The organism is Rhodoferax sp. TS-BS-61-7, assembly GCF_002943465.1.
In the GTDB taxonomy this organism is placed as follows: Bacteria; Pseudomonadota; Gammaproteobacteria; order Burkholderiales; family Burkholderiaceae_C; genus Allorhodoferax.
The window spans coordinates 190985-211713 of record NZ_PTQY01000005.1 but is presented as its reverse complement, the minus strand read 5'-3'; the positions used below and the strand labels follow the sequence as shown (position 1 = coordinate 211713).

The following is a 20729-nucleotide window of genomic DNA, read 5'->3' as shown; positions in this document are numbered from 1 at the left end:
GTTTTAATAGCTGCTTGCGCAGCATCCACAAGGGCTAGCGGCCTGTTTGACATGAAAATCACCTCCTCGCCCCGAAAAGCCGCTACCCCCATTCACTACCAGGTGGAGGTGCTGGACCCAGCCACCCACCTGTTCCAGGTCACCCTGACCGTACCCACCCCCGCTGCCACGCAAACCCTGCGCCTGCCGGTGTGGATTCCGGGGAGTTACCTGGTGCGCGAATTTGCCAAACACCTGCAAAAGCTGGAGGCCCGCCAAGCCGGCAAACGGGCGGCTGTGGTGCAGCAAGACAAGGCGACCTGGGAGGTGACATGCACCCCCGGCACGCCGCTGCAGGTGCAGTACGAGGTCTACGCGTTCGACAACTCGGTGCGTACTGCCTGGCTGGACGCCACGCGCGGCTTTTTCAACGGCACCAGCCTGTGCCTGCAGGTGGCCGGGCAAGCCGATGCCCCGCACACGCTGGCGCTGACGGCCAGCGACGCCCTCAAAGGCTGGAGCGTGGCCACCGGGCTGGAGCCGGTGCGCGTGACCAAGGCCGGCTTTGGCCTGTACCGCGCCGACAACTACGACACCTTGGTGGATTGCCCGGTGGAGATGGGCCCGTTCTGGAGCGGCAGCTTTGTGGCCTGCGGCATTCCGCACCGTTTTGTAGTGGCGGGTGCGCCGCCCAGTTTTGACGGCGCCCAGCTGCTGGCCGACACCCAGGCCATCTGCGAGGCCGAGCTGCGCTTCTGGCATGGCGATGCGGTCAGCACAGACATCAAAAAAGTGAGCGCCTCGCGCAAGCAGGACGGGGGGCAGAGCCCGATTCCATTCAAAAACTACGTCTTCATGCTAAATGCCGTGCACGACGGCTACGGTGGCCTGGAGCACAAAAACTCTACCGCGCTGATCTGCAACCGCAAGGACCTGCCACGCCAGCCGCGCAGCACGCTGGCCCCCACCACACACAAGCAGCCCGAGGGCTACACCACGCTGCTGGGCCTGATCAGCCACGAGTACTTCCACACCTGGAACGTCAAACGCCTGCGCCCGGCCGAACTGGCCACGTATGACTACACCCAAGAGAACTACACACAGCTGCTGTGGTTCTTTGAGGGCTTCACCAGCTATTTTGATGACCTGCTGCTGCGCCGCGCCAAACGCATCGACAACGCCACCTACCTCAAGCTGCTCACCAAAACCCTCAACCAGGTGGCCCAGACGCCGGGCCGCTTGGTGCAAAGCGTGGCGCAAAGCAGCTTTGACGCCTGGGTGAAGTACTACCGCCAGGACGAAAACACCGCCAACGCCACGGTGAGCTACTACACCAAGGGCTCACTGGTCGGCCTGTGCCTGGACCTGACGCTGCGCGCCGAAGGCAAAACCACACTGGACGCCGTGATGCGTGGCCTGTGGGCGCGCTGCGCTGGCGGCCCCATGGCCGAGGCCGACCTGCTGGCCGTGCTGCAGGCGCTGGGTGGCCGTTCGTTTGCCAAAGACATCGCCCACTGGGTGCACAGCACCAAAGAGCTGCCCGTGGCCGAACTGCTGGAGCAGCACGGCGTGCAGGTGAACCGCGAGACCGACCAGGTGGCCCAGCAACTGGGCCTGCGCGTGAAGGAAAACGGTGGCCTGTTTATCCAGCAAGTGCTGCGCGGCGGTGCTGCGGAGAAAGCGGGTTTTGCTGCCAATGACGAATGGCTGGCGGTGCAAACCGAAGGCGAGCCCTGGCGCATGCAGGCGCTGGACGATTTGACGCTGTACACCGGCAAAGCCAAGAAGGTCAGCGCACTGGTGTCACGCGACAAGCGATTGATGAGCTTGACACTGACCATGCCCGCCCCAAGCACCGCTGTGCGCCTGTCCATCCGCGACACGGTAGCAGTCGGCAAGTGGCTGGACGGCGCCTCCGGTATTGCCTGAACGACAACCGACACGCACCGCACGCCGAAGCGGGTGGGGCCGGGGCCCGATTTCTGGCCAGCAGGACAGTATGAGGGCCCCGGCCCCACCCGCTTCGGCGCACCAACCATGCAGGCAAGACGCGGCTAGCTCCCCGTGAACTTGGGAAGCCGTTTCTCGCGGAAAGCGCGTACCCCCTCCACATAATCATCGGTCCGCCCCATGGCACTTTGCGCATCGCGCTCGGCATCCAACTGCTGGTTCAACGTGCGCGCGGTGCCGTCCCGCAGCAAATGCCGCGTCGCTACCAGCGCCTGCGTGGGCATGGCGGCCAGGCGCTGCGCCATCTCCAGAGCCGCGGCCACACAGTCGTCGGCCACCTCCCAAATCAGCCCCCATTCTTTGGCCTGCGCGGCCATCAGCTTGTCGCCCGTCATGGCCAGCGCCAGCGCGCGTGGCATGCCCAGGCGCTGCGGCAAAAACCAGGTGCTGCCCGCATCGGGAATCAGGCCAATCTTGCTAAAGGCCTGGATGAAGCTGGCGCCGGGTGCCGCAATGGCAACGTCGCAGGCCAGCGCGAACGACATGCCAGCCCCGGCCGCCACGCCATTCACCGCCACCACTGTAGGCATGCGCAGCGCCTGCAGGCGGCGGGTGGTGGGGTTGAAAGCCTGCTCGATGCTCACCCCAGGATCGGGCCGCCCGGCCGGATGGGCGTCTGGCCCCAGCTCGCCGGTATTGAGGTCCGCCCCCGCGCAGAAGCCACGCCCTGCGCCCGTCAGCACCACAGCGCGGATGGCAGGATTGGCCTCCGCCCGGTCCAGCGTGGCCCACAGCGCGTGGTGCATCTCGCGGGTGAAGGCGTTGAGCGCGGCCGGGCGGTTCAGCGTGAGCATGGCCACGCCGCCGTGCTCGGCGTAAAGAACCAAAGCTTCCTGGGAGGAAGTCGTACCGGTGTCAGTCATGTGCAAACCCTCTTCGCTATAGTGCCAAGACGCAAAAATCTGGAGACCCCATCATGAGCTACGAATGCATCACCACCCGTATCGAAGGCGACAAGGTTGCCGTCATCACGCTGAACCGCCCCAAGGCGCTGAACGCGCTGAACGACCAGCTCATGGACGAGCTGGGCGCCGCGCTCAAGGGTTTTGACGCCGACCCGGCGATTGGCTGCATCGTGCTCACCGGCAGCGAAAAGGCCTTTGCTGCGGGCGCCGACATCACCGTGATGGCCAAGTTCAGCTTTGCCGATGCCTACAAGGGCGACTTCATCACCCGCAACTGGGAAACCATCCGCAGCGTGCGCAAGCCGGTGATTGCCGCAGTCAGCGGCTTCGCCCTGGGCGGCGGTTGTGAACTGGCCATGATGTGTGACTTCATCATCGCCGCCGACAACGCCAAGTTCGGCCAACCCGAAATCAAGCTGGGCATCATCCCTGGCGCCGGTGGTACGCAGCGCCTGCCCCGCGCCGTGGGCAAAGCCAAGGCCATGGACCTGGCGCTGACCGGCCGCATGATGGACGCGGCGGAAGCCGAGCGCGCCGGGCTGGTGAGCCGTGTGGTGCCGCTGGACAAACTGCAAGACGAAGCCCTGGGCGCCGCGCTGCAGATTTGTGCCTTCTCGCAAATCGCCACGATGGCGGCCAAAGAGGCTGTGAACCGGGCATTTGAAGGCACGTTGGCCGACGGGATTGTGTTTGAACGCCGCCTGTTCCACGCGCTGTTTGCCACCGCCGACCAGAAGGAAGGCATGGACGCCTTCGTAAACAAGCGCGCAGCCCAATTTACCCACCAATAATTTTTGGTCTATAATTCTGGGCTTCGGTCGTATAGCTCAGTTGGTTAGAGCGCAGCATTCATAATGCTGATGTCGGTGGTTCAAATCCACCTACGACCACCAAATTAAAAACCCGTAATTGTTCACACAATTACGGGTTTTTTCATTCTGGCGACCGGCCCGTACCAGGCCGTCGCAGCCCCAGACATACAACTCCTGAAAACGATGCCATAACGCAACGTTAGCCTCTTTTAGGCCTAAATGAAAGTAGATCTCAGGTGTGGAATCCCGAACAAGTGGCAGCAACAGCCACAGCAGTCCTTGTTGAGTACCTTGGTGTAGCCGCTCAGTTCGTTGTGGACGATGCCATGGAAGCCACAACCACAGGAGACAGCTTGCTACAGGCCAGCGAAGAAGTTCACCTGCGCTCCTTTTTGATCAACCTGCTCCAACAATTGCCAGCCGGCTTGCCCAGTGAGCGCATTCGCCAAGCTGTCTTGGAGCAATGTGGTCACAAAACACTCGCCAACACCCAACAAAAGAAGTAACCCATGAAAACCATCTCTATCAACCGCAATCTGATGATCGGCCTCGTAGCCATCATTGCGTTTTTTGTACTGCAGGCAGTCGGTGTGCTGACCATGGGACGCTACACCGAGCGGGAAGTCGTCGAGGTGGCTCGAAAAAATACCGTTGCACAGGTTGGCTTGGCTGAACTGTCTACCTTGGCGCAGCAGATTCGCCGATACGAAAAAGAGTACTTTATTTACGTCGACAACCCTGAGAAGCGCGCGCAGTACCAAAAAGAGTGGACAGGCACGATGGAAAAAATAAGCACGTTGCTGAGCCGCATGCGCGCGAATACGGACAGCGCCCTGAACGGGGATGATGTGACCCAGGTCGAAAAATGGACCGGTGCCAGTGCGTTCTACGCAGCAGAAATGACCAAAGTGTTTGCCGAAGTAAATGCCCGGGCCGACAAAATTCAACAAGAAACAGCACAAGCGCAAGCATTGGCAGCAGAAGTTGCGGCCAACAGCAAAGGTGCCAAAACCAAAGAGGTAACACCGCCTGTGTCGAATACACGCATGCTGATGCCCGATGAGGCCAACGACCTCATCAAGGCTGGCAAGGATCGCTTTTCCGCGGACCTGATCAAAGGCGTGGCAGAAACCTTTGCCCAAAAGAGCCAGGCCACATTGGCACTGACCACCGTGACCAATGAGGGTTTTAACAAGATGATCTATGGCGTGATGGCCACCGTGTTGATTGGTATTGCCATTGGCGTCTATCTCTTGATCAGCCTGCCCAAAAGTGTGTCTGAGCCTATTCAGACGTTGACAGAAATGGTCGACGCACTCAGCCGCGGAGAGTCCGCCAAGCCCGTCGCCAGTATCAAAGTTCAAGAGTTCAAAAACTTGTCTGCGGCCGTGGAGCGCATGCGCATTGCGCAAGAATTGATGCTGCAGCGCCTTAAAAAGCCCCGCTGAACAGCAAGGCCGGTAAAATCGGCGCCTTCCTCCACAGCCTCTGGATACACACCATGAACCGCTGCATTCGCGCCCTGAGCGCACTCTCTCTGCTGGCCGCCCTGCCTCTGGGCGGCATGGCGCAAACCAGCCCCACCACCCAACAGCTGACCGACAGCACCGGCACGGCAGTGGTGGCGGTACGGTCCTTCCCGCCCAAATCCTTGCGCGGCACGCTGCAGGTACTGGCACCGCCCGAGGTGCTGCTGAACAACAAGGTAGCGCGCCTCTCGCCCGGTGCCCGCATCCGCGGCGCCAATGGCATGCTGGCTATGTCGTCCGCCATGGTAGGCCTGACCCTGCCCGTGGTCTACCTGCTGGAGCCGCAAGGCATGTTGCATGAAGTGTGGGTGCTGACCGAGGTGGAAGCCAAACTCATGCCCACCGCGCCGGCCTACTCCACGCAGTAAGCGCCACCGCGCTACTTTCAAGCCAAATCGGCCTTTAGCCCTCGCCAGTACTGCGCGAGAAGCTCCTTTATTCATAGCATTTCTTCGGGATACATCATGTCCAAAAAAGTCTTTATCAAAACCTTTGGTTGCCAGATGAACGAGTACGACTCGGACAAGATGGTGGACGTGCTGGGCGCAGCCCAGGGTTACGAGCCCACACAAAACGTGGACGAGGCGGACCTGATTTTGTTCAACACCTGCTCGGTGCGTGAAAAGGCGCAGGAGAAGGTGTTTTCCGACCTGGGCCGCATCAAACACTTGAAGAAAAAAGGCGTGCAGATTGGTGTGGGTGGCTGTGTGGCCAGCCAAGAGGGCGCAGAGATTATCAAGCGCGCGCCCTATGTAGACGTGGTGTTTGGCCCGCAAACCCTGCACCGCCTGCCCGAGCTGCTCAACGCCCGCAAGGCGCTGGACAAACCGCAGGTAGACATCAGCTTCCCCGAGATTGAAAAGTTCGACCACCTGCCTCCCGCCAAGCTGGACGGTGCCAGCGCGTTTGTGAGCATCATGGAAGGCTGCTCCAAGTACTGCAGTTATTGCGTGGTGCCCTACACGCGTGGCGAGGAAGTGAACCGCCCGTTTGAAGACGTGCTGGTGGAGATTGCCGGCCTGGCCGACCAGGGCGTGAAGGAGGTGAACCTGCTGGGCCAGAACGTGAACGCCTGGCGCCACACCATGGGCGGCACCAACGAGATGGCCGACTTTGCAACGCTGCTGGAATACGTGAGCGACATTCCCGGCATCGAGCGCATCCGCTACACCACCAGCCACCCCAACGAGTTCACGCCCAGCCTGATTGCGGCCTACGACAAGTTACCCAAGCTGGTGAGTCACCTGCACCTGCCCGTGCAGCACGGTAGCGACAAGATTCTGATGGCCATGAAGCGCGGCTACACCGCCATGGAATACAAAAGCACCATCCGCAAGCTGCGCGCCATCCGCCCCGACATGTCGATCAGCTCGGACTTCATCGTCGGCTTCCCCGGCGAGACCGACGACGACTTTGCCAAGATGATGAAGCTGATTGCCGACATCGGCTTTGACAACTCCTTCAGCTTCATCTTCAGCCCCCGCCCCGGCACGCCCGCGGCCAATCTGCATGACGAGACCCCGCACGAGGTGAAGCTGGCGCGTTTGCAGGAGCTACAGGCGGCGATCAACGCCAACATCGCCACCATCAGCAACCAGCGCCTCGGCACGGTACAGCGCATTCTGGTGGAAGGCGCCAGCAAGCGTGACAACGGCGAACTGATGGGCCGCACCGAGTGCAACCGTGTGGTGAACTTTGCTGGCCAGCCACGCCTGGTGGGCCAGCTGGTGGATGTGACCATCACCGAGACCCGCAGCTACACGCTGCGCGGCGAGGTGCTGACGCAGGAGCTGGTGGGCGCCTAAGCCTGCACGACTTGACGCGCCAGCAGCGCCCTCAATTGCTATTATTTCAGGAGCTGCTTGCGCAATACCGGTAAGGGCTAGAGGCTGATTTCATCCAAAGTCAGTGCTCCGGCGGCTCCGCCGATGCGCGGCTTTCGTGCGCCGTGAGCAAGGCGCCCGCAGCACCACACACCGCAATCAGGCCCATGCCCGCCAGTGACCAGTGGTCGGGCACATGCGAGAACAGCAACCAGCCGCCCAGCATGGCAAAACCGATCTGCGCATACATATAGGGCATGAGGGTGGCCGCTGGCGCGCGCTTGAAGGCCAGGATGAACAGGAAGTGGCCGACCGTGCCCATCACGCCCATCAATAACAAGCCGCCCCACACCGCAGGTGCCGTGATCTCGACCCACACCCAGGGCAAGGCCAAGGCCGGCAACAACGCGCCCACCCAGCCGGTGTAGAACTGCATGGTCATGGGGTCTTCGGTGCGCGCCATGCGGCTGGTGAGCAGCTGAAACCCCGCATTTGCCACCACCACGCCCACCGGGAACAGCAAGGCCCAAGTAAAGTCTTGCCCGCCCGGGCGCACGATGGTCAAGGTACCGATGAAACCACCGGCCACCAGCAGCTTGCGCAGCGGCGACACGGTTTCGCGCAACATGCGCGCCGCCAGCAGCGTGACCACCAGGGGGGTGATCAGCACAATCGCCGTGAACTCGCCCACCGGCATGTGTTTGAGGCTGAGAAAGGCCAGCAGGCTGGTGGTGAGCAACAAGACTCCGCGCGCAATATGCAAGCCCAGGTGCCGGGTATGCAACAGCGCCCGCCCACGCTGGGGGTACACCGCCACCGTGGTGGCCACGGCCTGGAACAGGTAGCGAAACCCAATCGCCATCATCAGCGGCACACCCAGCGACACCCATTTGGTGGTGGTATCCAAGACCGCAAAACAGGCCATGGCCAACACGGCCAAGCCAATACCCGCCAAGGTGTTGGGGCGGGGGGATGACCTCAAAACGGCATTTTGGGCATGCCTTTCATGCCACCCATGCGTTTCATCATCTTCATCATGCCGCCGCCCTTCATCTTCTTCATCATGTCCTGCATCTGCTCAAACTCCTTGAGCATGCGGTTGACCTCTTGCACCTGCACGCCGGCACCGGCGGCAATGCGGCGCTTGCGCGTAGCCTTGATGAGATCGGGCTTGCGGCGCTCCAGCGGCGTCATGCTGTGGATGATGCCTTCCTTGCGTTTGATGTCTTTTTCGGCCTTGTCCATGTCCACCTGACCGGCCTTGGCCGCCATGGCGGCGGGCAGCTTGTCCATGAGGCTGGAGAGACCGCCCATTTGTTTCATCTGCTGGATCTGGGCCAGGAAGTCATTGAGGTCAAACCCCGCACCACTCTTGACCTTGGCCGCCAGCTTTTGTGCGGCTTCGATATTGACGCCGGCGGTGACCTGCTCCACCAGCGCCACGATGTCGCCCATGCCCAGGATGCGACCCGCATGGCGCTCGGCGTCGAACACCTCCAGGCCGTCCAGCTTTTCACTGGTACCGGCAAACTTGATGGGCGCACCGGTGACCTGGCGCACCGACAGCGCCGCACCGCCACGCGAATCACCATCGGTCTTGGTCAGGATGATGCCGGTCAGCGGCAGCGCTTCCTTGAAGGCCTTGGCGGTGTTCACCGCATCCTGGCCCTGCATGGCGTCCACCACGAACAGCGTTTCCACCGGGTTCAGCGCGGCGTGCAAGTTCTTGATTTCCAGCATCAGCGCTTCGTCAATCGCCAAGCGGCCCGCGGTGTCGACCAGCAACACGTCAAAGAAATGCTTCTTGGCGTAGTCCAGCGCGGCACGGCCAATGTCCACCGGGTTCTGGTCTGGCGTGCTGGGGAACCATTCGGCACCGGCCTGGGCCGTCACCGTCTTGAGCTGCTCGATGGCGGCCGGGCGGTACACGTCGCCCGACACCGTCAGCACTTTCTTTTTGCGCTTTTCGATCAGGTGTTTGGCCAGCTTGGCCGTGGTGGTGGTTTTACCCGCACCTTGCAAACCGGCCATCAGGATGACGGCGGGCGGTTGGGCCGCGAGGTTGATGTCGCTCACCCCCTCGCCCATGGTGGCGGCGAGCTCGCGGTTCACGATGCTGACCAGCACCTGGCCGGGCTGGAGTGAGCCCAGCACTTCCTGGCCCAGGGCCTTGTCTTTGACGCGGGCAATGAAGTCGCGCACCACCGGCAAGGCCACGTCGGCCTCCAGCAGCGCCATGCGCACCTCGCGCAGCATGTCGGTGACGTTGCTCTCGGTGATGCGGCCTTGGCCACGCAGGTCTTTGACGAGGCGGGAGAGTTTGTCGGTGAGGGCGGAGGCCATAAGACGTATTCCGGCAAGCGGAACCTGTGGTGAGGGCCAGCGGGGGCTGGCAGGGAGCAAAACGCTAAACTGTGGGCATGATTTTAGCCAGTGCGTCCCCCATCAGCCTGACCCTGTCGGTTTTGGCCGCCAGCGCCTACGCGTGGACGGCTCTGCGCGCGGCCCATCTGTCGGTGGGCGCGGCGCGGGCCTGGGTGGCCGTGGCCTGGGTGCTGCATGGCGTGGTGCTGGCCTGGGGCCTGCTGGGCGAGACCGTGCATTTCGGGTTTGCCCCCGCGCTGTCGGGCACCGCCTGGCTGGTGGCTGCGGTCTATACCGTGGAAAGCCAGGTGTTCCCCCAGCTGCAAACCCGCTGGGCCCTGGCCGCCCTGGGAGCCTTGGCCGTGGCGCTGGCCTTTGTGTTTCCCGGCACGGCCCTGTCGTCCTCGGCCTCCATCTGGCTGCCCCTGCATTTGTTGTTGGGGGTCGCCAGCTACGGCCTGTTTGGCACCGCCGTGGTACATGCCTGGTTCATGACCCGCGCGGAAACCCGGATTCGCCAGGCGGCTGACCCGCACAGTGGCTTGCCGTTGTTGACGCTGGAGCGTCTGACCTACCGCTTTGTCGCAGCCGGGTTTGTTTTGCTGAGTGCCACGCTGGTGATGGGGTTTGGGTTTGGTGACGTGGTGTATGGGCCGGCCCACGCCTGGCGCTGGGACCACAAGACGGTGTTTTCCGTGCTGGCCTGGCTCACCTTTGCCGTTTTGCTGGTCGGCCGTTACCAGTTTGGCTGGCGCGGCAAACAGGCCAACCGCATGTTGTACACCGGCACGGTGTTGCTGCTGCTGGCCTATGTGGGCTCGCGGTTTGTGCTCGAAGTGGTTTTGGGGCGCGGCGCATGAAGTATTTCATTGTCTTGGCCGTGGTGTTTCTGGTCGCCTGGCGCTGGCGCAGTGCGCGCAGCAGCACCCTGGAACACCAACAGCAACAAAAAGCCAAAGCGCAGGCGGGGCCAGCGGACATGGTGGCCTGCCGCCACTGCGGCCTGCACTTGCCAGAATCTGAATCGCTCCGTGGCCAACACGGTGTTTACTGCAGCCCAGCGCACCGCCAAGCGGCGGAGGGGTGATGCCCACCAACGCGCTTCCCGAGCACTCGTGGTTCGGCCCGGCGGCGCTGGAGCCCACGCCCGAGCCCCCCGAGGGCACCCAAGAGTTCTCACGCCTGTGGCAAGCCTTCATGACGGCGCGACTCACGCTGGGCTTGGTGTTGCTGGTACTGCAAGCGGGTCTGTATGCCACAGGGTCGGCCCAAAGTCGCACCCTCATCGGGATCTGCGCCGCGTACTTTCTGGGCACCCTGGCGGCAAAACGCTTGGTACGTCCGCGTTACCTCGGCCAGGCTTTCAACCGTGCCTGGGGGGTGCTGATCGGGCTGGACATTGGCGTGTTCTCGGCCTTGCAATGGCTACAGGGCGGCAACCTCAACTACACCCCCCTGTTTGCACTGCCCATTTTGCTGGCATCGGTACTGGGGTCCTTGCGCTTGGCGCTGGGCACGGCGGCGGGGGTCAGCATGCTGCTCCTGGGCGGTACCTTTTGGATATACAGCGACGCCCCTGGAGATGCCACCCCGGCGTTTGTGCAGGCGGCGCTGGCTGGCGCTGGTTATTTTTTAATTGCACTGCTGGCCAACCAGTTGGCGACCCGCCTGGCCAGCGAGGGAAAACGCGCACGCCTGAGCCAATTGGCAGCGACCATACAGCGCCAGGTGAATGAGTTGGTGATTGAGTCCCTGCCCGATGGGGTGCTCATTGTGGATGCGCAGGGCCTAGTACGGGCCGCCAACCCCGCTGCCCGCATGCTGTTGGGCAGCCCGCAACGGCCATTGCGCTCGGCCATGTTCGACCTCAAAGGCAGCCCTGCCTGGCAGCCCTTGCTGCACCTGACCCGCATGAGCACAGGCACCGGCCGCGCCCAGCAGGCAGAGGTCACCATCCACCACGCAGACAGCGGGCCGCGCCGGGTGATGGTTCGCACCAGCCTGGCGGCACCACAAGGCATCGCTCAAGACAGTTTGTGTGTTCTGTTCCTGCAAGACCAGCGCGAGCAGGAAGCCCGCTTGCGCACCGAAAAACTGGCCAGCATGGGGCGACTCTCCACCGCGGTGGCGCACGAAATACGCAATCCGTTGGCCGCCATTGCCCAGGCCAATGCCTTGCTGGACGAAGACATCAGTGACCCACGCCAGAAAAAACTGACCGCGATGGTGTCCCAAAACGCCAAACGGCTTGAAAAAATCGTGGATGACATCCTCAACGTGTCCCGTGTGCGCGGCAACGATCCCGCCTTGCTGGCCCAGCACATTCTTTTGCACGAGCTGGTACACCGCATTGCGTCGGATTGGGGACAGCAATCGGGGTACCTGCCTCAGTTGCATATTGAAGTCGATACCGAAGCGCTCCCGGTGCACTTTGATGCGGATCACCTGCGCCAGATTCTGGTGAATCTGCTGGAAAACGCACGGCGCTACGCCAGCAAGCGTGCCACCAGCATCCAGATACTGAGCCAGCGCTATGACCGCGTAGCACGCGTGACAGTGTGGAGCGATGGAGCCCCCATGGACGCGTCTGTGCAACGCCACCTGTTTGAACCGTTTTTCTCCTCCGAGAGCCGCTCCAGCGGTCTGGGTCTGTATATTTGCAGAGAGCTGTGCGAGCGCCATGGTGCCACCCTGGCCTACCACCGCAGCGCGCAGCCTATGGCGGGCCAAGCCACCGACGGCAATGCGTTTTCGATTACCTTGCCACTGATCGAGGACACAAGGCCAAACGACAATACGGAAGCACCATGGCAAACCTCCCTGTACTGAACGACGCGCGCATTCTGGTCATTGACGATGAACCAGACCTGCGCACGCTGTACGAGCTGACGCTGCTACGCGAGGGTTACCGTGTAGAGACCGCCGGTAGCGTGCAAGAGGCCAGGGACCAATTGGGTCAACAACGTTTTGACGCGATCATTACCGACATGCGCCTGCCCGATGGCTCGGGCACCGACATTCTGGCCCAGTTGCGGGCGGAGCAGCGCCCGGAGCGCTGCGTCGTGATTACCGCCTATGGGTCTGCTGAAAACGCCGTGGAGTCACTCAAAGCCGGGGCGTTTGACTACCTCTCCAAACCGGTTGACCTGAAACAGTTTCGCGCCGTCGTGGCCAACGCCCTGCAGGGCAATGCATTCACCCCACCGGTCCCGTCACGCAACCCGCCCCTGAAAACACCGCACAGTGGCGCCACCGCCAGTGCGGAAGCCGCGCTGGCCAAAATGGTCGGCACCTCCGGCGTCATGACGCAAGTGAAGGACCGGATCGTCAAGGTGGCCCGCAGCATGGCCCCGGTGCTTATCCGCGGTGAATCGGGTACCGGCAAAGAGCTGGTTGCAGGCGCCATCCACGCCAACAGCCACCGCGTCCAGGGACCCTGGGTTCCCGTGAACTGCAGCGCCATTCCGGAGAACCTGCTGGAAGCCGAGTTTTTTGGCGCCCGCAAAGGCGCATACACCGGTGCGAATCAGGACCGCGTCGGCTTTTTCCAAGCCGCCCATGGTGGCACCTTGTTTTTGGACGAAATTGGCGACCTGCCCCTGGCCATGCAGTCCAAGCTGCTACGCGCGATCCAGGAACGCAGCGTGCGGCCCCTGGGAGCGTTACAAGAAGAGCAGGTGGATGTCCGCATCGTCAGTGCCACCCACAAAGACTTGGCGGCCGAAGTACAGGCCGGACGGTTTCGACAGGACCTGTATTACCGCCTCAACGTCATCGACATTTACATCCCCCCTCTGCGCGAGCGCTGCGAAGACCTGCCAGCCTTGTGCCGGGCCCTGTTGATCAGGATCGCCGCTGAGTCCGGCATACCAGCACCTCAGCTGTCCGCCCCCGCCCTGGCGCAAATCTGCACACTGCCCCTGCCGGGCAATGTCCGGGAGCTGGAGAACGTGCTGCACCGCGCCATGGCGCTCTCCGAGGGGCCGGTACTTGAACTCGACACCCATGCGCTGAACACGCAGCCACAAGCTCTGCGCGAGGAGCCAGAACAGCCCGCGGCCCCTGACATCGCAGCGGCGCTTGCCCTGCCCTTACCTTTGGCAAGCAGCCTGCCAGAGTCCATCCCGAGTGACTTGCAAGTGCATCTGGATCGGATTGAGCGCGACATTCTGGTGCGTACCCTGCGTGAAACCCGCTTTAACCGCACCTCCGCAGCCCAGCGACTGGGCATCAGCCTGCGTCAAATCCGCTATCGAATGGCTCGCCTGCAAATTGACGTCCCCAATGCCTCCGACGAGCCCTCCGATGCCTGAAGAAGCACCTTCCTTATGGAAAGAGGGCTGGTATCGCTTCGCGCACCAATGCGCCTCACCCAATTTCGGCCCGCGGCCCGCCGGAGCATTGATCGATCTGGTGGTGCTGCACTCCATCAGTCTGCCACCCGGACAGTACGGCACCTCCCATGTCGCAGAGCTGTTCACCAATCGCCTGGATTGGGAGGCCCACCCTTACTTCAAGTCCATCGAAGGTTTGCAGGTGTCTGCCCATTTTTTCATCACACGACAGGGGGACCTTTGGCAGTTTGTGAGTTGCAAGGACCGCGCGTGGCACGCAGGGGTCTCCGCCTACCGAGGAAGAAGCAATTGCAATGACGACTCCATCGGCATTGAACTGGAGGGGCTGGAGGGGGACACCTTTGCACCAGCACAGTACGAGACATTGCAATCGCTGATTCCAGCCCTCAGCACACACTACCCGGTGCGGCACATTGCGGGCCATGAGCACATTGCCCCCGGACGCAAAGAAGATCCAGGCCCAGGCTTGCGATGGGACCTTTTGCGCAAAAGCCTGGGCTTTTCAGATGCCTGTTATCCACCCAGCACACGCAAGCAGCCTGGCTGAAAATATTTTTTCAGTGCCGTTTTGATAGGGTTTTCCAGCCGCGCACTGCGCTGGTTTTGCAAGAGGCGCTGATTCCATGCGCCTTTGCCGACCAAACGCGCTCGCAGAACGCGTCAAACCTCGCGATCGCCCCCCAAAGCTCCATTTCACGCGCGCCTCCCGATGCTGTTTTCCGGCATGTAATCCGCATGCCCCAACAGCAAGACCCCGCCAAGCGTCAATAGCAGCCTGTACACTACCTGTAGTGGCTTGCCTCCACCATAGACCCCAGATATAGTGTGTGCTGTTAGTGAAAACGACTGGCCCACGCAAGCAATAAGGGGCCGTTCATGCGCAACGACAAGCCCCAAAAAATACCGATTTAGACGAGGAAATCATGGAATCTGTTTCTACCGCAACGCCCACCCCCTCCAGCACGCTGCTGACTGCCCACAGCAGCAACAACGCCGAAGGTGGCATGGCCAACACCCTGGCCCACTACCAGATCATTCGCCGCAACGGCGCAGTGGTTCCCTTCGAGCCCAACAAAATTGCGGTTGCCCTGATGAAGGCATTCCTGGCCGTGCACGGCACCCAGGGCGCGGCCTCGGCCAGTGTGCGCGAAACAGTGGACGGATTGACCCAGCAGGTCATTCGCGCACTGATGCGCTCGCGCCCCGGTGGCGGCACCTTCCACATTGAAGATGTGCAAGACCAGGTCGAGCTGGGCCTGATGCGCGGCGGCCACCATGAGATCGCCCGCGCCTACGTGCTCTACCGCGAGCGCCGCACGCAAGAGCGTGCCAAGCAAGTGGCACAAACAGCACCAGCCTTGCCCACCATCCACGTGCTGGAAGGCGGTCAGCGTATTGCATTGGACTTGAACCAGCTGCAATCCCGCATTGAAACCGCATGCTCGGGTCTGGGCGCAGATGTCAAAGCCGACCCCATCGTCGCCGAAACCATGCGCAACCTGTACGACGGCGTACCCATGGACGAGGTCTACAAGGCCTCCATCCTGGCCGCCCGTACCCTGATCGAAAAAGACCCGGACTACACCTACGCGACAGCGCGTCTGCTGTTCCACACGATTTCCCGCGAAGTGCTGGGGCGCGATGTGGCCCAGGCCGACATGCAAGAGGCTTACGCCGACTACTTCCCTGGTTTTATCAAGCGCGGCGTGGATGCCGAGCTGCTGGACGAAAAGCTGCTGCAGTTCGACCTGAAGCGCCTGGGCGCCGCCCTCAAGGCCAGCCGCGACCTGCAATTTGATTACCTCGGTCTGCAGACGCTGTATGACCGCTACTTCCTGCACGAAGGCAAGACCCGCATCGAATTGCCCCAGGCTTTCTTCATGCGTGTGGCCATGGGCCTGTCGCTCAACGAGATCGACCGCGAAACCCGCGCCATCGAGTTCTACGAAGTGCTGTCCAGCTTCGACTTCATGTCCAGCACGCCCACGCTGTTCAACAGCGGCACGCTGCGCTCGCAACTCTCCAGCTGCTACCTGACCACCGTGCCCGACGACCTGGACGGCATTTACGAGTCCATCAAAGAAAACGCGCTGCTGTCCAAATTTGCCGGCGGCCTGGGTAACGACTGGACCCGTGTGCGTGCCCTGGGCTCCCATATCAAGGGCACCAACGGTGAATCCCAAGGCGTGGTCCCCTTCCTGAAAGTGGTGAACGACACCGCTGTGGCGGTAAACCAGGGTGGCAAGCGCAAGGGTGCGGTGTGCACCTACCTGGAAACTTGGCACCTGGACATCGAAGAGTTCCTGGAACTGCGCAAGAACACCGGCGATGACCGCCGCCGCACGCACGACATGAACACCGCCAACTGGATTCCCGATCTGTTCATGCGCCGCGTGATGGAGAAAGGTAGCTGGACCCTGTTCTCGCCCTCCAACGTCCCCGACCTGCACGACCTGTTTGGCGCCGACTTCGAAAAGGCCTATGTGGCCTACGAAGCCAAGGCCGCCCGCGGCGAGATCAAACCCTCGCGCACCATTGAGGCCAGCGACCTGTGGCGCAAGATGCTGACCATGCTGTTTGAAACCGGCCACCCCTGGATCACGTTCAAGGATGCCTGCAATGTGCGTTCGCCCCAGCAGCACGCTGGAGTCGTGCATTCGTCCAACCTGTGCACCGAGATCACACTCAACACCAGCGACACCGAAACCGCAGTCTGCAACCTGGGCTCGGTCAACCTGCGCCAGCATTTGAAAGACGGCAAGCTGGACCACGACAAACTCAAGCGCACCATAGCCACGGCCATGCGTATGTTGGACAACGTGATCGACATCAACTACTACGCGGTCAAGAAGGCACGTGATTCGAACATGCGCCACCGCCCCGTGGGTCTGGGTGTGATGGCCTTCCAGGACAGCCTGTACGCCCTGCGCATCCCTTACGCCAGCGATGCTGCCGTCCAGTTTGCTGACGAATCCATGGAAGCCATCAGTTACTACGCCTACTGGGCGTCTACGGAGTTGGCCCGTGAACGCGGCCAGTACTCCAGCTTCAAGGGCTCGCTGTGGGACAAGGGCATCCTGCCCCCCGACACCCTGGACATGCTGGCCCAGGCCCGTGGTGGTTATGTGGAAGTGGACCGTTCCTCCACCCTGGACTGGGATGCGCTGCGCAAGAAAATTGCCGCAGACGGCATGCGCAACTCCAACTGCGTAGCCATCGCGCCCACCGCCACCATCTCCAACATCATTGGTGTGGACGCGTCTATCGAACCTTGCTTCGGCAACCTGTCAGTGAAGTCCAATCTGTCGGGTGAATTCACCGTCATCAACAGCTATCTGGTGCGTGACCTCAAGGCCCTGGGCCTGTGGGACGACGTGATGGTGATGGACCTGAAACACTTCGACGGATCGCTGAGCCCCATCGACCGCGTGCCCCAAGAGATCAAGCAGCTCTACGCTACCGCGTTTGAAGTGGAAACCCGTTGGTTGGTGGAAGCTGCCGCACGTCGCCAGAAATGGATTGATCAGGCGCAATCGCTGAACATCTACATGGCCGGCGCATCGGGCAAGAAGCTCGACGAGACCTACAAGCTGGCGTGGTTGCGTGGTCTGAAAACCACCTACTACCTCCGCACCATGTCGGCCACCCACGTGGAGAAATCCACGGTCGCCGCGGGCCGCATGAATGCCGTGTCGTCGGGCAACGATGCACAAGGCTCCACCAAAATGTCCAGCGCATTGGAAGCCGCAGCAGCTGCAGCACAAGCGCAGATGGAGTTATCCAGCAACGCCGCAACAGACATCAAGTTCTGCGGTGTGGATGACCCCACCTGCGAGTCCTGCCAGTAACAAGAGAGGCGCATCGCGAGCACCATTGCGATGCAATTGAGCAACACAAATGGGCGGCGAAATGCATGACTTCTTTTCAATTCATTTCGCTGCTCTCATAATCCGCTGATTGGAATCATCTATGTTGACCTGGGACGAAGAAGTCAAGCCCACATCGCCGAGCAACTTTGCGCGCAACCCGTCTGAACAGCTGTCGGTTGCGCAGGCATCGGTCACTCCAGTTTCCGTGCAAACACCTGCTGCTGTAGCCGCTGTTATGCAGACCGGCACACCACGCCGCATCCGCGCCGATGACAAACGCATCATCAATGGCCAGACCGATGTGAACCAGCTGGTGCCCTTCAAGTACAAGTGGGCTTGGGAAAAATACTTGGCTTCCTGCGCCAACCACTGGATGCCGCAAGAAGTCAACATGACACGCGACATCGCCTTGTGGAAAGACCCCAATGGCCTGACCGAAGACGAACGCCGCATCGTCAAACGCAACCTCGGCTTCTTTGTCACCGCCGATTCGCTGGCTGCTAACAACATCGTGTTGGGCACCTACCGCCACATCACGGCGCCCGAGTGCCGCCAGTTTCTGTTGCGCCAGGCCTTTGAAGAAGCCATCCACACCCACGCTTACCAGTACATCGTGGAATCGCTGGGCCTGGATGAGAGCGAGATTTTCAACGCGTACAACGAAGTCCAATCCATCCGCGACAAAGACGAGTTCCTGATCCCGTTCATCTCGGCCATCATGGACCCCAACTTCCACACCGGCACTGCCGAGACCGACCAGACGCTACTCAAGTCGCTGATCGTGTTTGCCTGCCTGATGGAAGGCCTGTTCTTCTACGTGGGCTTTACGCAAATCTTGGCATTGGGTCGCCAGAACAAGATGACCGGTGCTGCAGAGCAGTACCAGTACATCCTGCGCGACGAGTCCATGCACTGCAACTTTGGCATCGACCTGATCAACCAGCTCAAGCTGGAAAACCCCCACCTGTGGACGGCGGAGTTCAAGGCAGAGATCAAGGCCCTGTTCGAGAAAGCTGTGGAACTGGAATACCGCTACGCGGAAGACACCATGCCACGTGGCGTGTTGGGCATGAACGCCTCCATGTTCAAAGGCTACCTGCGCTACATCGCCAACCGCCGTGCCACGCAGATTGGGCTGGAGCCCCTGTTCCCGAACGAGGAAAATCCCTTCCCCTGGATGAGCGAAATGATTGACTTGAAGAAGGAACGCAACTTCTTCGAAACCCGCGTGATCGAGTACCAATCGGGCGGCGCCCTGTCTTGGGATTGAAACGCTGATTATGTTTTCTAGAACTTCACGCCTCCAGCACCGCAGCACAGACTGCGGACTGGGAGCGTGTCACCGCGTTCATGTTGCTGGGACTGCGCCCAACAACATGAATCGCTTCTTGCACCCAACTGGCAAGAAGTGCTCTTTGTAAATTGATCAAGGAGAAAATCATGGCAACTGCAAAAAAACCGGCCGCAAAAAAGGCCGCTCCCGCGAAGAAAGCTGCTCCCGCTAAAAAAGTAGCAGCAAAGAAGGCAGCTCCTGCTAAAAAAGCCGCTCCCGCCAAAAAGGTAGCAGCGAAGAAGGCAGCTCCCGCTAAGAAAGCCGCTCCCGCCAAAAAGGTAGCAGCGAAGAAGGCAGCTCCCGCTAAAAAGGTAGCAGCGAAGAAGGCAGCTCCCGCTAAGAAAGCCGCTCCCGCCAAAAAGGTAGCAGCAAAGAAGGCAGCGCCTGCGAAAAAAGCAGCCGCGAAAAAGGCCCCAGCGAAGAAAGCCGCTGTTGCCAAAAAGCCTGCAGCGAAGAAGCCCGTAGCCAAAAAAGCAGCGAAGAAGCCCGCTGCGAAGAAAGCCGCGAAAGCACCCGCTGCCAAAGCTGCCCCTGCAGCCCCTGCGGCGCAAACCACGCTGAATCCGCAAGCGGCCTGGCCGTTTCCGACTTCCAGCAAGCCCTGAGCGTTTACGCCCTAGGCTCCAAAGCCCGACACCGCAAGGTCTCGGGCTTTTTTCATGGCGAGGTCAGGGGTAAAAAGCCAGCAAGCGGTAACCCGAAATGCGTTCGGTATTGCTGCCGGGTTTGACGGTGATGGGGATTGCTGTGGTGAGTTCGGCACCCGCGTCCAATGTGTCCTTGCCGCTGCCCAACTCCGACGCCAACAGCACACGGCGCACCACCGCCTGGTCCTGCAAATCGGTCAGGGTCAACTCCAGCGAGGGCACCGCCAGGGCAATCGCCGCGGTACTTTTCAGCGTGAAATTCAAACGGTACACGTCCGCACGCACTTTGGTGAAAGAGGAGCTGTCAATCACTACCGACTCGATCTGCCGAACGGGCAACACCTTGCAATCCAGCCACGCACAGACCGCCAGCAAAGCCTCTTTCGCAGCGGGCTCCGTGGCCGCAATGCGGTCGCGCTCATGCACCACCACCTGCAAGGCCAAAGCAGCCACCAGCACCAAGGCCACCAACGACAGCAGCACACGCACACTGGTGCGTTGCCACGCACTGGCCCCACGTGCCTGGCGCATGAACGACAACTTGGGGGTATCTGTGGGTTCTACCGTTTTAACCTGCACTTGCGCATACCGCGGCTCGACAGTTTGTGCCGGCTTGGCCAACACCGGAGACACCTCCTCTGGAGCTTCGGGCTCATCTCGTGCATGGCCGGGTCGCAAGTCCAACAGGTCATCCAGCCCAGGCTCCTGCACAAAGGGCGTCGCGTAACCATGCGGTGCTGCGCCCTCCGCCGCAGCGCCATCGCGGACGTCCAGCACGTCCACCACTGCAGCCTCGTTCAAGCCAAAGGTGGCCTCGTCAGCCGGGGGGGCAGTCTCTTGTTGCTCGTTGGCAAACCGCAGGGAAGACTTCCAATCGCCGCGGGCATCATCCGCCAGCACCGCCTCTTGAGCGGTTGGCTCTGGCTGCTGCTGGGGATCGGCGTAGAGGTGGGCGTTGGCGTCGAAGACTTCGTCGCACTGCCCACAACGCACCCAACCGTCCGAAATGCGCAACTGGTCTGGCACGACCTTGAACATCGTGGCGCAGGCAGGGCATTGGGTAATCAGGCTCATCGCGTCACATTGTAGAGCCGAGGTAGCCG

18 protein-coding genes and 1 tRNA gene are annotated in these 20729 nt (G+C 61.2%); 15 read left to right on the top strand and 4 right to left on the bottom strand.

From position 1 onward, the window contains the following. Positions 1-51 precede the first annotated feature (51 nt). Positions 52-1908, top strand: a complete 1857-nt coding sequence (locus tag C5F53_RS14710) for a M61 family metallopeptidase (RefSeq protein WP_105262131.1) — start codon at positions 52-54, stop codon at positions 1906-1908. Between the two features lie 125 nt (positions 1909-2033). Here C5F53_RS14710 and C5F53_RS14705 read toward each other — a convergent pair whose 3' ends face one another. Further along, positions 2034-2852, bottom strand: coding sequence for an enoyl-CoA hydratase-related protein (locus C5F53_RS14705; RefSeq protein WP_105262130.1), 819 nt, complete (start codon positions 2850-2852; stop codon positions 2034-2036). A 53-nt stretch (positions 2853-2905) separates the two neighbouring features. Here C5F53_RS14705 and C5F53_RS14700 point away from each other — a divergent pair, with 53 nt between their 5' ends. From C5F53_RS14700 to miaB, 6 genes are all read left to right on the top strand, one after another. Then, complete coding sequence (locus C5F53_RS14700) at positions 2906-3685, top strand: enoyl-CoA hydratase (protein WP_105262129.1); 780 nt, start codon at positions 2906-2908, stop codon at positions 3683-3685. 25 nt (positions 3686-3710) lie between these two features. Continuing rightward, a tRNA-Met gene (locus C5F53_RS14695) sits at positions 3711-3787 on the top strand. A gap of 245 nt (positions 3788-4032) precedes the next feature. Beyond that, positions 4033-4212 carry a hypothetical protein gene (locus C5F53_RS14690; RefSeq protein WP_146097370.1) on the top strand — a complete coding sequence of 60 codons (180 nt, stop codon included), beginning with the start codon at positions 4033-4035 and terminating at the stop codon, positions 4210-4212. Between the two features lie 3 nt (positions 4213-4215). Further along, positions 4216-5154 carry a hypothetical protein gene (locus C5F53_RS14685; protein WP_105262127.1) on the top strand — a complete coding sequence of 313 codons (939 nt, stop codon included), beginning with the start codon at positions 4216-4218 and terminating at the stop codon, positions 5152-5154. 53 nt (positions 5155-5207) lie between these two features. Next, positions 5208-5603 (top strand): hypothetical protein, encoded by a 396-nt coding sequence (locus C5F53_RS14680; protein ID WP_105262126.1) that lies wholly within the window; start codon positions 5208-5210, stop codon positions 5601-5603. Between the two features lie 96 nt (positions 5604-5699). After that, positions 5700-7040 carry a tRNA (N6-isopentenyl adenosine(37)-C2)-methylthiotransferase MiaB gene (gene miaB / locus C5F53_RS14675; protein WP_105262125.1) on the top strand — a complete coding sequence of 447 codons (1341 nt, stop codon included), beginning with the start codon at positions 5700-5702 and terminating at the stop codon, positions 7038-7040. 100 nt (positions 7041-7140) lie between these two features. On the opposite strand, the gene C5F53_RS14670 is transcribed toward miaB, so the two are convergent. Together C5F53_RS14670 and ffh are read right to left on the bottom strand one after the other, a co-directional pair. Then, positions 7141-8040, bottom strand: coding sequence for a DMT family transporter (locus C5F53_RS14670; RefSeq protein WP_255413711.1), 900 nt, complete (start codon positions 8038-8040; stop codon positions 7141-7143). Continuing rightward, positions 8037-9401: a signal recognition particle protein gene (gene ffh, locus C5F53_RS14665; RefSeq protein WP_105262124.1), complete on the bottom strand. Its 1365-nt coding sequence runs from the start codon at positions 9399-9401 to the stop codon at positions 8037-8039. Before ffh ends, C5F53_RS14670 begins: the two co-directional genes overlap by 4 nt. Before the next feature lie 77 nt (positions 9402-9478). Between ffh and C5F53_RS14660 the strand changes: the two genes are divergently transcribed. The 8 genes from C5F53_RS14660 (at position 9479) to C5F53_RS14625 (ending at position 19584) form a co-directional block, all read left to right on the top strand. Continuing rightward, entirely contained in the window at positions 9479-10282 is an 804-nt protein-coding gene (locus C5F53_RS14660; RefSeq protein WP_105262123.1) for an inner membrane protein YpjD, read from the top strand. Then, a complete protein-coding gene (locus tag C5F53_RS14655) occupies positions 10279-10509 on the top strand; it encodes a PP0621 family protein (RefSeq protein WP_105262122.1) in 231 nt (76 codons plus the stop codon). Before C5F53_RS14660 ends, C5F53_RS14655 begins: the two co-directional genes overlap by 4 nt. After that, positions 10509-12251: a nitrogen regulation protein NR(II) gene (locus C5F53_RS14650; RefSeq protein WP_105262121.1), complete on the top strand. Its 1743-nt coding sequence runs from the start codon at positions 10509-10511 to the stop codon at positions 12249-12251. Before C5F53_RS14655 ends, C5F53_RS14650 begins: the two co-directional genes overlap by 1 nt. Further along, positions 12230-13735 carry a sigma-54 dependent transcriptional regulator gene (locus C5F53_RS14645; RefSeq protein ID WP_105262120.1) on the top strand — a complete coding sequence of 502 codons (1506 nt, stop codon included), beginning with the start codon at positions 12230-12232 and terminating at the stop codon, positions 13733-13735. The genes C5F53_RS14650 and C5F53_RS14645 overlap by 22 nt, the downstream gene beginning before the upstream one ends. After that, the gene (gene ampD / locus C5F53_RS14640; protein WP_105262119.1) at positions 13707-14324 is read left to right on the top strand and encodes a 1,6-anhydro-N-acetylmuramyl-L-alanine amidase AmpD; all 618 of its coding nucleotides are present in this window, start codon (positions 13707-13709) and stop codon (positions 14322-14324) included. The genes C5F53_RS14645 and ampD overlap by 29 nt, the downstream gene beginning before the upstream one ends. A gap of 376 nt (positions 14325-14700) precedes the next feature. Next, positions 14701-17625, top strand: coding sequence for a ribonucleoside-diphosphate reductase subunit alpha (locus C5F53_RS14635; RefSeq protein WP_105262118.1), 2925 nt, complete (start codon positions 14701-14703; stop codon positions 17623-17625). A gap of 121 nt (positions 17626-17746) precedes the next feature. After that, positions 17747-18916, top strand: a complete 1170-nt coding sequence (locus C5F53_RS14630) for a ribonucleotide-diphosphate reductase subunit beta (protein ID WP_105262117.1) — start codon at positions 17747-17749, stop codon at positions 18914-18916. A gap of 170 nt (positions 18917-19086) precedes the next feature. Beyond that, on the top strand, positions 19087-19584 hold the full coding sequence (locus tag C5F53_RS14625) for a histone H1-like DNA-binding protein (protein ID WP_105262272.1): 498 nt from the start codon (positions 19087-19089) through the stop codon (positions 19582-19584). A 63-nt stretch (positions 19585-19647) separates the two neighbouring features. Here the strand turns inward: C5F53_RS14625 and C5F53_RS20285 are convergent, their stop codons facing one another. Next, positions 19648-20700: a zinc-ribbon and DUF3426 domain-containing protein gene (locus tag C5F53_RS20285; RefSeq protein WP_161499945.1), complete on the bottom strand. Its 1053-nt coding sequence runs from the start codon at positions 20698-20700 to the stop codon at positions 19648-19650. Positions 20701-20729: the final 29 nt, after the last annotated feature.